This is a genomic window from Microbacterium forte, assembly GCF_031885415.1.
Lineage (GTDB): Bacteria > Actinomycetota > Actinomycetes > Actinomycetales > Microbacteriaceae > Microbacterium > Microbacterium forte.
This window is the reverse complement of record NZ_CP116871.1, coordinates 2,731,757-2,742,392: the sequence shown is the minus strand read 5'-3', so window position 1 is coordinate 2,742,392 and position 10,636 is coordinate 2,731,757. Positions and strand designations below refer to the sequence as shown.

Below are 10,636 nucleotides of genomic sequence, written 5' to 3'. Positions count from 1 at the left end.
CGATCTCAGGTGATCACTTCGACAGGATGAACGACACCTCGGTGGTGTTCCCGGCGACGTCGACGACCTGTAGCGTGTTCGCGCCAGTGACCGCTCCGAAGGCACCCGACTTCACGAAGTTCAGGTCGCTCCACTCGTTGTCTGTGAGATCCTTCTCGACGCCGTTGACGTAGAGCCTGTCGATCTTGCCCTCGTCGTACAGCGTGAAGCTGACCCGCTGATAGCCGGCCGCCGCATCGCCCTTCGTGAACCGCGCGCCCTCCTTGACCGTGACGGTCGGGGGCGTCGTGTCGCGGGGCGCCGCCCGATACTCGGTCGCCTCGCCCTTCAGCGCCTCGGTGATGCCCGAGAGATACGCCGACTGGTCGGTCGCGGTGAGGTTGTAGGCGACATAGACGCCGTAGCCGTCGGCGACAGTGCGGGTCGCGAAGTCCGCGGCGGTGGCTGCGCTCGTGTTCCCCAGGTCGATGGCCGCAGCCCCGAGCAGACCGCGGTCCTCGAGGCCGGGAACGACGGGCGCATCGTAGGTCGGGTAGTAGGGGTTCCAGGCGTAGTCGAGCACGCTCGCTGCATCGAACAGCGTGAAGTCGGTCGTCGTATAGGTCGGGCCGATCGCGTACAGGCTGATGATCTTGTCGGGGCCGAGGCGGTCGCGCAGCGCGGTGGCCAGCCATCCGAACGACTCCGCATTGGGCTGCGGCGTGCCATTGGCGCCGTAGTTCGTCCACTCGTCGTCGAAGTCGATGCCGTCGAGCCCATAGGTCGTCACGGCGTCGGCGAGCTGAGCGGCGAACGCATCGGCCTGCGCGAACGAGGTGAAGTTCGCGAAGCCGGCACCCTGGTGGTTGCCGAGCACCGAGAGCAGCACCTTGGTGCCCTTCGCCTGCACAGGACGGATCTGCGTCTCGGCATCATCGAGCGTCTCGGTGACCCGCTCGTTGAAGTGCAGGTATGCCTTCTCACCGTCGTAGTTGATGTTCGCAGCGAAGATCATCGCCATGTCGATGGCTGCATCGCCGGACTCGGCGAGCGTGTAGTCGGCGACGTTGGCTAAATCGTTCGAGTTCACCTCGACATAGACGGCGAGCTTCGGGTCGGCCGGCTCAGCACTCTCGGCGGCAGCCCCCAGCGAACCGGTGAGAATGCCTGCAGCAGCGGTCGCGAGCACCCCCAGCCCGGCGATGCTCTTTCGCAATCGGTGATTCCTGACGTTCTGACTCATGACGGATCGTCTCCTTCGGCGTCGTTGTCGAATCCGGCCGCACCGTCGCGACCTGCGGCCGACTATAGCGCTTAAGTACGCCACGCGGAAGAAGTCCGGCCCGACAGCCAGGAGGGGGCGGATGCCGCAGCATCCGCCCCCTCCCCCGGCCGCCCTCCGGAGCTCACCCTCACCCAGCGGTCAGATCGTCACGTCTCCGACCAGGTTGACCTTGATGCCCATGCCCGCGAACATCGCAGCCTTGGCGACCAGCGCCTTGTCGGCCGTCTCGGCATCCGGCGCATAGACGAGCTGAGCGTGGTTGGCCTTGTGCCGCGCCATGAACTGATCGCGCGAGATGCCGTGCAGCACCACGTGCGCGATCGGCCACTCAGGGTTCGTCGCATCCTTGCGGCGCTGGGTCTCCTCCGCCGGGAGCTCGACGACGGAGGCGCGGAAGATGTCGGCCTGCAGGATGCCGTCGGCGATGAACACGCGCGACAGCACGATCTCGCCGGGCTTCGAGACGCCGTTGATCGTCGCGCCGCCCGCCGGGAAGAACACGTGGCCCTGACGCCATCCTTCGGCGTTCTGCCAGCCGCCGAGGTGCGACGCGGGCACCGACCCCGAGATCTCGTAGACCCAGACGAACTGGCCGTCGTGATCTTCGCCCCAGCGCACGTCGTGCAGGGTGTTGTCGGGCACGAGTCCCATCGCGCGCCACACCCGATCGGTGACCAGCGCGTCGACCGCGACGCCCTCGTCGGCCTCGTTGAAGTGCGGGAACGCACGGCCCTCGTGCAGCACGCGCGAGCCGTCGCGGGAGGTGACGGGCGGGCGCTCGGTCGAGTTCAGGATCCCCTCGGCCAGATCCGATGCCGGGACCAGGTCCTTCAGGCCCTGCTGATACTGGATGCCGACCGCGTCGAGGCCGAAGTCGTCGGCGATGCGGAGCGCGGCGATGTACATCTTCAGCTGCCACTGCACCTGCTCGCGGGTCAGCTCGGTCTCGGCGTCCTCGCCGTACCGGAACGTCATGCCCGCGTCGATCAGCCAGTCGTAGGCGGCATCCGCCTCGTCGTCGCCCACCTCGAGCATCTCGGCATACAGAGCCGACTGCGAGAGGCGCTCTTTGTAGATGCCGGTCTTGTTGAGCAGCTCGTCGTCGAAGATCGCGTTGTACATGCCCATGCAGCCCTCGTCGAAGACGCCGATGATGGCCTTCTCGGCGCGAAGCTCGGCGGCCAGCGCCTCGCCCAGCAGCTTCTCGGGGCTGTCGGGAAGTTCGGGCAGCGGGCGCACGTGCGACGCGTCGTGCGTGATCGAGCCGGTCTCGGTCCACTCCTCGATCCCGGCCCGGAACCAGTCGTCGGTGAAGTCGACCGACCAGATCGTGGCGTAGGGCTTGTCCATCTTGGTGAGGCCGGCGTTCAGGCCGAGGAGCCCGACGAGGCCGGGCCAGTCACCCGCGAAGTTCGCGACGGTGAGGATCGGACCCTCATGCGTGCGCAGACCTGCGAGCACGTGGTGCGAGTACTGCCACACCGCCTCGGCGACGATCAGCGGGGCATCCGTCGGAATGTTCTTGAAGACCTCGAGACCCATGCGCTGGCTCGAGATGAAGCCGTGGCCGGTCGCAGGGTCGACGTCGTTGGCGCGGATGACAGTCCACCCCAGGTCGTTGAAGACGCCGGTCACGCCTGCTTCGAGCTCGACCTGCACGGGCCAGCCGCCGGTGTTGGCGGCTTCGCGCAGGTCGCCCGAGGCGATCAGGTACGCGGTCTTCGGCGCGGACGCCGGTCGGGATGCCGGTGCCGGCAGGGTGTAGGTCATGACTCGCGTCCTCCTTGATCGCACGTGTTCTGCCACTGTATGTGAAATCGGTTTCAGACCGCAACCGGCCATCCGTTCTGCACTGTCGCCAACATCGCCGACTTGTGCACACCGAGTGTGAACTCCGGCATACAGCGCGGGAGCCCGGTGACATCCTGAGTTCCGCGCCGAACAATGGAGGTATGGACTTGAGCGATCCGCAGGCCTGGACGATGATCGGCATCTTCGCGAGCGCGATGCTCGGCGGCATGACCCTGATGACGACACAGTTCAGCCGGGTGCTTCGCGCCGAGATCGGGGGCCTTCGCGGCGAGCTCGGCGGCGAGATCGTCGGCCTTCGCAGCGAGCTCGGCGGCGAGATCGGGGGCCTTCGCGGCGAGTTGCGCGGCGAGATCGACGTGCTGCGCACTGAGATGCGAGCCGGTTTCGAGGTGATGAACGTGCGGCTCGACTCCCTCGACACCCGACTCACTCGTGTCGAGGGCAAAGTCGACGACCTCGACACCGAGCTCACGCACCTCGCGACCCGGTTCTGGCGGTCTCAGTGAGGGATCGCGTGTGCTGTCAGCCCCTGGCCGTGGCGACGGCGCTGGCCGGCTGGATCTCGTTGCGCAGCACCACCGTGCGCGACGGCTGATCATCGCCGCCGATGCGCTCCAGCAGCATCCGCGCCGCCGTCACTCCCATGTGACGTGCGGGCAGCCGCACGACCGTCACGGCTGTGGGCGAGAGCGTCGTGAAGGGCAGCGAACCGATCACCGCCACGCCGACCTGCGGCGGGGTCAGGCCCTGCTCGGACAGCACCTGGATCGCTCCGACGCCGATGAGGTTGTTGCCGGCCACCACGGCATCAGGCGGCTCGGGGAGTGCGAGCAGCTGCTCCATCGCCTCTCGCCCGCCGTCGACGCGGAACGTGGTGAACCGCTCGAGGTCGTCGAGGTCGAGATCCGGATGCGCTGCGCTCAGCGCCTGTCGCCAGCCCGCGGCCCGTTCGGCCGCCGTGTCGATGTGCTCGGGACCGCCGATGTAGGCGATGCGCCGGTATCCGGCATCGATGAGGTCTTTCGCGGCCGAGGCGCCGGCCGCCCGGTTCGCCATGACGACGCCGTCGATGTCGTAGGTCGTGCTGCGGTCGACGGCGACGACCGGCCGCCCCGTCGCGAGGATGCCGCCGAGGTCGGAGCGCTCGTCGGCGGTCGCGATGATCACGCCGGACATGTGCTCGGAGATCGCGATCTGCAGATAGGTCGCCTCCTTCTCGAGCTGCGAGTCGGAGTTGCAGAGCACGACCGAGTACCCGGCCTCCGAGGCGACGTCTTCGACACCTCGGGCCATCTCGGTGAAGTACGGGTTCTCGATGTCGGGGATCACGAGGCCGATGACCTCGGAGCTCTGCCGCCGCAGGGTGCGAGCGGTGCGGTTGGGGGTGAAGCGCAGCTGTTCGGCGGCTCGACGCACCGCCTCGACCTTCGACGCCGAGACGCTGGTGCCGTTGAACACGCGCGAGACGGTGGCCGGCGAGACCTGCGCGAGTCGAGCGACGTCGTAGATCGTGACCATCGGCACACTGTAACCGATTTCAATCGCGTCGGGGAGCTCGCGATCGGGCGCACGAGGTCCGACGGTCAGTCGGCGAGCATCCGATCCCGCACCTGCCTGCGCAGCACCTTGCCGATGAGCGAACGAGGAAGATCATCGACCGCCGTGATGCGCTTGGGCACCTTGTAGGGGGTCAGCCGGGTGCGACAGAAGTCGCGCAGCGCGCCGGAGTCGAGTGTCGCACCCTCGCGGAGCACGACCGCGGCGGCGACCTCTTCGCCTCCGCTCGCTCTCGGAAGACCGACCACGGCGGCGGCGGCCACGTCAGGGTGCGCCTCGAGCGCATCCTCGACCTCGCTGGGCGAGACGTTGAAGCCGCCGGTGATGATGAGCTCCTTGAGGCGGTCCACGATCGTCACGAAGCCGTCGGCGGAGACCTCGGCGATGTCGCCGGTGCGCAGCCAGCCGCCGGCGAGCAGCACGTCGGCGGTGTCGCTCGAGCGGCCCCAGTAGCCCTGGAACACCTGAGGTCCGCGGATGAGCAGCTCACCCCGCTCGCCCGCCGGCATGTCGACGTCGGTGTCGGCAGGATCGACGACGCGGATCTCGGTGCTCGGGAACGGCACGCCGACCGTGCCGGGGCGGCGGCTGCGGCCCATCGGGTTTCCGAGCGCGACGGGCGAGCTCTCGGTCATGCCGTATCCCTCGACGAGCAGGCCGCCGGTCGCCTCCTCCCACCGCTGCACGGTCGCGACCGGCAGGCTCATCGCACCGGAGATCGCGAACCGGACCGTGGAGAGATCGATGGTCCCGCGTGACGCGGCACGCGCGAGCTGGTCGTAGATCGGCGGCACGGCAGGGAGGAAGGTCGGCGGACTCGTGCGCGCCGCCTTCGTCACGAGGCCGAGGTCGAAGGTCGGGAACAGCACGAGCTTCGCGCCGATGCTCATCGCGAACGTCAGGCACAGCGTCATCCCGTAGGCGTGGAACAGCGGCAGCACACCGTAGAACGTCTCCTTGCCGTCGACGAGTCCTGGCACCCATGCGCGACCCTGCATCGCGTTGGCGCGCAGGTTCGCGTGAGTGAGGATCGCGCCCTTCGGGTCGCCCGTCGTCCCACTCGTGTACTGCAACAGCGCGGTGTCGCCCAGCGAAGGGCCCTCGATGCGACGCGAGAGCGGACGATGGTCGACCAGCTTCTTCCAGGCCAGCGCGCGACGCGTCTTCGGGGTGGCTGTCAGCTTGGCCCTCGACGCGCGCGCCTTGGGTATGGGCAGTCGCAGGAGCATCCGCTGCGAGGCGGGCATCGCCTCGGTGAGGTCGACGCTCACGATGTGCTCGACCCGCAGGTCCGAGGGGAAGTCCGCGATCGTGTCGACCGTCTTGTCCCAGACGATCGCGACCTTCGCGCCGTGATCCTCGAACTGGTGCCGCAGCTCCCTCGCCGTGTAGAGCGGATTGTGCTCGACCACGATGGCGCCGAGACGGAGTGCCGCATAGAAGGCCACGACATGCTGCGGGCAGTTGGGCAGCACCAGCGCGACGCGATCGCCCTTGCGCACGCCCAGGCGCCGGAGCCCCTCGGCGGCGCGCGTGATCTGATCGCCGAGCTCGCGGTAGGTCGTCACCGCGCCGAAGAACTCGAGCGCCGGGCGACGCGCGAATGCGGAGACGCTGGCCGCCATCATCTCGGGCAGCGTCTGAGTCGGAGCCTCGATCTCCGCAGGAACGTCATCTGCGTAGGAGGCGAGCCACGGCCGGGATTCGTGCGGGTTGACGGACATGTCCTCCATCCTGCCCCGGTCGGCTGTGAGGCGCCCCCGCCCTGCCCCGGCGCACGCGTCTAGCGGTGCACCGCCACGACCCGCGCGACGGCCTCGCGCTCGGCATCCGTCGGCTCGGCGATCGCCATGCGGCAGTGCGTGTCGACGACGTCGAGCACGCGGTAGGCCTCCTTCATGCGCGCCATGTCTCCACCGATCAGCGACACGACGTCGTCGACGGCGGCCTGGGCTGCGGCGATCGCATCCGCATCCCCTGAGCGGCCGGCGTCGGCCAACGCGCGGAACGGCTTGGGAGTGACGGAGGAGACCCCTGAGACGACACCCTGCGCACCCGAGCGCACCGCAGCGATCAGGTCGCGGTCGGCGCCGGTGTAGAGGTCGAAGTCGTCCGGGACCGCAGCTCGGTAGGCGGCGATCTCGTCGAGAGACAGTTCGCTGACCTTCGCGCCCACGATGTTCGGCAGCGCGGCCAGGCGCGTGAGCAGCTCGACCGACACCGGATTGCCGCTGCGCGCCGGGTAGATGTAGACGTAGAGCCGGCCGTCGCCGACCGCTGCCGACAGCGCTTCGAAATAGTCGAAGATCGACTGGTCGGTGGCCTTCAGGTAGTAGGGGGTGAGGGCGGCGAACTCGGTCGCACCGAGGCCCTTCGCGATCTCGACCAGCCGCAGCGCCTCGAACGTGCTCGGCTGACCGACATGCACGACGACGCGCATGCGATCCTTCAGCTCGGCCAGCGCCGCCTCGACGATCGCGGCGAACTCGATCGCGTCGATCGCGGGGAATTCGCCCGTGGTGCCGAGGATGAACGCGCCCTCGTTGCCTGATTCGGCGACGAAGCGGAAGATCGCTCGCGATCCCTCGAGGTCGAGTGCACCGTCGCTGTGGAAGGCGGTCGGCACGGCGGTGAGGATGTCGTAGCGGGTCACTTCTCGTTCTCCTTGGAGTTCTTTCGGGTCTTTCGCGGGCGCCGCGCGGGAGCGTCGACGTTGCGGACGGTCGAGGTGAGCAGATCCGGGTCTGCGGCGAGTTCGCCGTGCGCCTTCTCGATCTGCTCGCGGCTCTCGGCGGGGAGGATCGACTCCGAGAGGGAGGCCCGCTCGGCGCGCGGGGTGCGGGCGGCTCGGATGGCCGGCATCACGATCGACAGCACGGCGAGCACGAGCAGCACGATCGCGATCGGGCTCACCACCTCGAAGAACGGACGCGTCGGCAGGATCGCCAGGGTGCGAGCCAGGTTCTCTTCGGCGAGAGGCCCGAGAAGCAGGCCGAGCACGATCGGGCCGGCAGGCACCTGCATCCGCTTGAGCAGCACCCCGATCACGCCGAAGACGAGCATGGTGACGACCGTCGAGAGACTGTTCGAGGTGGCATACGTGCCGATGATGCAGAAGATCAGGATGCCGCTCCACAGGTACGGCTGCGGCACGTCGAGCAGCTTGACCATGCCCTTCATACGGACGAGGCTCAGCGCCAGCGAGAGCAGCGTCGCGACGAGCATGATGCCGACGATCGAGACGACCAGATCGGGGCGGTTGGTGAACAGCGTGGGGCCGGGGGTGATGCCCCAGATGATCATCGAGCCGATCATCACGGCCATCACCGAGTCGCCGGGGATGCCGAGGGCCATCGTGGTCGTGAGCGAACCGCCGAGCGTGGCGCTCGAGGCCGTGTCGGAGGCGGCGACGCCCTCGATCGACCCCTTGCCGAACATCTCGGGGTGCTTCGACGCCTTGCGCGCGCGCTCCCATCCGATGAGTCCGGCGATGTCGCCACCGGCCGCGGGGATGAGCCCGACACCGAGTCCGACAGCGCCGCCGACAGCGGTGGCGCGTCCGCTCTGCTTCAGCTCGGCCCTGTTCGGCCACCATCGGCCGAGGCTCGAGATGGGCCGCACGTTCGACTTGCGGTAGGTGAGCAGCTGGTCGAACAGCTCGGCGATGCCGAAGAGCCCGATGATCACCGCGATGAAGTTGACGCCTTCGACGAGCTCGAGCACGCCGAAGGTGAAGCGCTGATCGGCCGTCGCCGCGTAGGTGCCGACGGTGCCGAGCATGAGCCCGAAGAGTCCGGCGAGGATGCCCTTGAGCATCGACTTCGACGAGATGCCGATCATGATCGAGATGCCGAAGACGACCAGAGCGAAGAGCTCGGGCGACTTGAAGTAGTCGCGGGCGAAGCTGGCGATCGGCACGGCTGCGACAGCGAACAGCACCAGCGAGGCGAGGATGCCGACGGCCGAGACGATCGCCGAGATCGTGAGGGCGAGACCGGCGCGACCCTGCTTCGCCATCGGATAGCCGTCGAGGGTCGTGGCGATCGAGGCGGGCGTGCCCGGGGTGTTGATGAGGATCGACGGCACGCGGTCACCGAAGTTCGCGGCCACGTAGATCGTCAGCAGCACGGCGAGACCCTGGACGGGCTCGAGCGTGAGCGTGAATCCGGCGGCGAGCGCGACCGCCATGGTCGCGGTGATGCCGGGGAAGGCTCCGACCATGAAGCCGAGCAGCAGCCCGACGAGCATGTAGAGCAGGATCGAGATGTCGAGGAGCGAGTTCAGCCCCTCCATGAGCGCGTTCACAGGGGAATCCTCAGGAGCATGCCGAACACGACGTAGACGAACGCGGTGACGGAGGCGGAGTAGATGATCAGGCTCAGCCAGCGGCGGTGGCCGTAGAGGAGCATGAGAGCGGCCATCAGCACGGCGGCGGCCACCGGGAAGACCTCGATGCGGTACCCGAACAGGATGACGGTGCCCAGCGACCACACCGAGATGAACGCTCCGGTGATCGCGAGGGTGGCGACGACCCTGACCACACCGCCGGGCTGGATGCGGTCGAGATCCTCGCGCCCCGGCGCGGGCCGGGTGACGGCGAGCGCCAGGATCGCGAGCGAGATGACGACCGCCGTGACGGCGATGACCATCGGCCAGAAGCGCGCGTCGATCTGACCCGGGAGCGCTTCGCGGCGCAGCGGGATCTGCGTCGTGAGGAAGAGATACCCGGCGCTGAAGGCCAGGGCGACGGCCCCGAAGACGATCTCGAGCGGTCTGGACGCGGGTGCGCCCTGGTGTTCGTCCTGCTCGACCGCGGATGTGGCATCGGCGTGGGACATGGTGCTCCTTCCCTGGTCTGACGTCGGCGACTGGCTGCGGGGCCGGCGTGGCGGCCGGCCCCGCAGTCCGGGCCGGTCAGCCCAGGAGGTCCTTGAAGAGGTCGAACTGCTCGTCGACGAACGTCGTCCACTCGGCGGAGTCGCGGTAGACCACGAGGTTGCCGGCGTCCTTCTGGAACTGCTGGTAGGTGTCGGACTCGACGGCCTCCTTGACGGCTGCCTCGAGCTCGGTCTTCACGTCGTCCGACAGACCCTTCGGGGCGTAGATGCCGCCCCACCCGCCGAAGACCACGTCTTCGCCGATGGCCTCGTCGGCCGTCGGCACGTCTTCCGCATCGGGGTGACGCTCATCGTTCAGGACGGCGAGGATGCGCACGGCTTCGCCCTGTGCGAGAGCCTCGCCGAGGCCCGACACCGCGGCGACGGTCTCACCGGAGGCCGCGGCCGCCACGGCCGTGGCTCCACCGTCATAGGGCACCGGGGTGAAGTCGGCGCCGGTCGCGTCGCCGAGGCCGATCGTCGCGGCCTCCCAGATCGAGCCGGCGCCGGAGTTGGCGACGGTCACCGCGCCGGACTCCGCCTGCGTGACGAGGTCTTCCAGCGTCTCGATCCCGCTGTTGGCGCCGACCGTGACGACACCGGGAGCCAGCATGATCTGACCCAGGAGGTCGAAGTCCTCGGGCAGGACGTTCGCGCTCTGCGTGGTGTTGAGCATCGCGATCTCGACCGGGGCGAACCCGATGACGTAGCCGTCGGGGTCCTGCGCTCCGACGTACTCCATGGCGAGCGCACCTGCGGCGCCCGGCATGTTCTCGGGGATCACGCTGACGCCGAGGATGCCCTCGAGTTCGGTCGCGAGGGCGCGGGACGACAGGTCGGATCCCCCACCGGGGTTGGCCTGGATGATCAGGCGGATGTCGTTCTCCGGAAAGGTCGACGCCGCTTCCTCCCCCTCTTCGACCTTCGTGCAGGCCGACAGGACGAGAGCGGTGGCGGCGACGGCCGCGAGGGCGGCGGCCGCCCGGGTGATGCGCTTGCGGGGCATCTTTGCTCCTCTACGTGGGTCGACCTTGTTGTCGACTCCCCGACCGTACCAGTGTTGACTGTTAACAGTCAACACTCTTGCCCTGTGCGCCTCCCGCGAGGCTCACTGTCCGCACCGCCC

Annotated in this window: 9 protein-coding genes; 1 reads left to right on the top strand and 8 read right to left on the bottom strand. The window is 68.3% G+C overall.

Annotated elements, in window-relative coordinates; all coding sequences use genetic code 11:
• Positions 1 to 13 precede the first annotated feature (13 nt).
• Together OB895_RS13265 and OB895_RS13260 are read right to left on the bottom strand one after the other, a co-directional pair.
• Positions 14 to 1,222, bottom strand: a complete 1,209-nt coding sequence (locus OB895_RS13265) for an endo-beta-N-acetylglucosaminidase H (RefSeq protein WP_311877931.1) — start codon at positions 1,220 to 1,222, stop codon at positions 14 to 16.
• A gap of 180 nt (positions 1,223 to 1,402) precedes the next feature.
• Positions 1,403 to 3,034 (bottom strand): fucose isomerase, encoded by a 1,632-nt coding sequence (locus tag OB895_RS13260; protein WP_079113723.1) that lies wholly within the window; start codon positions 3,032 to 3,034, stop codon positions 1,403 to 1,405.
• 182 nt (positions 3,035 to 3,216) lie between these two features.
• Between OB895_RS13260 and OB895_RS13255 the strand changes: the two genes are divergently transcribed.
• Positions 3,217 to 3,582: a hypothetical protein gene (locus OB895_RS13255; protein WP_042536822.1), complete on the top strand. Its 366-nt coding sequence runs from the start codon at positions 3,217 to 3,219 to the stop codon at positions 3,580 to 3,582.
• 16 nt (positions 3,583 to 3,598) lie between these two features.
• On the opposite strand, the gene OB895_RS13250 is transcribed toward OB895_RS13255, so the two are convergent.
• The 6 genes from OB895_RS13250 to OB895_RS13225 all read right to left on the bottom strand — a co-directional run bounded on the left by OB895_RS13250 (position 3,599) and on the right by OB895_RS13225 (position 10,516).
• Complete coding sequence (locus OB895_RS13250; protein WP_042536823.1) at positions 3,599 to 4,594, bottom strand: LacI family DNA-binding transcriptional regulator; 996 nt, start codon at positions 4,592 to 4,594, stop codon at positions 3,599 to 3,601.
• 65 nt (positions 4,595 to 4,659) lie between these two features.
• Positions 4,660 to 6,357 (bottom strand): long-chain-fatty-acid--CoA ligase, encoded by a 1,698-nt coding sequence (locus OB895_RS13245; RefSeq protein ID WP_311877930.1) that lies wholly within the window; start codon positions 6,355 to 6,357, stop codon positions 4,660 to 4,662.
• Between the two features lie 59 nt (positions 6,358 to 6,416).
• The gene (locus OB895_RS13240; RefSeq protein ID WP_042536825.1) at positions 6,417 to 7,286 is read right to left on the bottom strand and encodes a dihydrodipicolinate synthase family protein; all 870 of its coding nucleotides are present in this window, start codon (positions 7,284 to 7,286) and stop codon (positions 6,417 to 6,419) included.
• On the bottom strand, positions 7,283 to 8,938 hold the full coding sequence (locus tag OB895_RS13235) for a tripartite tricarboxylate transporter permease (RefSeq protein ID WP_042536826.1): 1,656 nt from the start codon (positions 8,936 to 8,938) through the stop codon (positions 7,283 to 7,285). The genes OB895_RS13240 and OB895_RS13235 overlap by 4 nt, the downstream gene beginning before the upstream one ends.
• Positions 8,935 to 9,471: a tripartite tricarboxylate transporter TctB family protein gene (locus tag OB895_RS13230; protein ID WP_311877929.1), complete on the bottom strand. Its 537-nt coding sequence runs from the start codon at positions 9,469 to 9,471 to the stop codon at positions 8,935 to 8,937. Before OB895_RS13230 ends, OB895_RS13235 begins: the two co-directional genes overlap by 4 nt.
• A gap of 76 nt (positions 9,472 to 9,547) precedes the next feature.
• Entirely contained in the window at positions 9,548 to 10,516 is a 969-nt protein-coding gene (locus OB895_RS13225; protein ID WP_311877928.1) for a tripartite tricarboxylate transporter substrate binding protein, read from the bottom strand.
• Between the last annotated feature and the right edge of the window lie 120 nt (positions 10,517 to 10,636).

Bases quoted from the DNA above. Each gene is read 5' to 3' on its own strand.
- OB895_RS13225 (WP_311877928.1), bottom strand. From the start codon at position 10,516: ATGCCCCGCAAGCGCATCACCCGGGCGGCCGCCGCCCTCGCGGCCGTC.
- OB895_RS13245 (WP_311877930.1), bottom strand. From the start codon at position 6,357: ATGTCCGTCAACCCGCACGAATCCCGGCCGTGGCTCGCCTCCTACGCA.
- OB895_RS13230 (WP_311877929.1), bottom strand. From the start codon at position 9,471: ATGTCCCACGCCGATGCCACATCCGCGGTCGAGCAGGACGAACACCAG.
- OB895_RS13255 (WP_042536822.1), top strand. From the start codon at position 3,217: ATGGACTTGAGCGATCCGCAGGCCTGGACGATGATCGGCATCTTCGCG.
- OB895_RS13260 (WP_079113723.1), bottom strand. From the start codon at position 3,034: ATGACCTACACCCTGCCGGCACCGGCATCCCGACCGGCGTCCGCGCCG.
- OB895_RS13250 (WP_042536823.1), bottom strand. From the start codon at position 4,594: ATGGTCACGATCTACGACGTCGCTCGACTCGCGCAGGTCTCGCCGGCC.
- OB895_RS13265 (WP_311877931.1), bottom strand. From the start codon at position 1,222: ATGAGTCAGAACGTCAGGAATCACCGATTGCGAAAGAGCATCGCCGGG.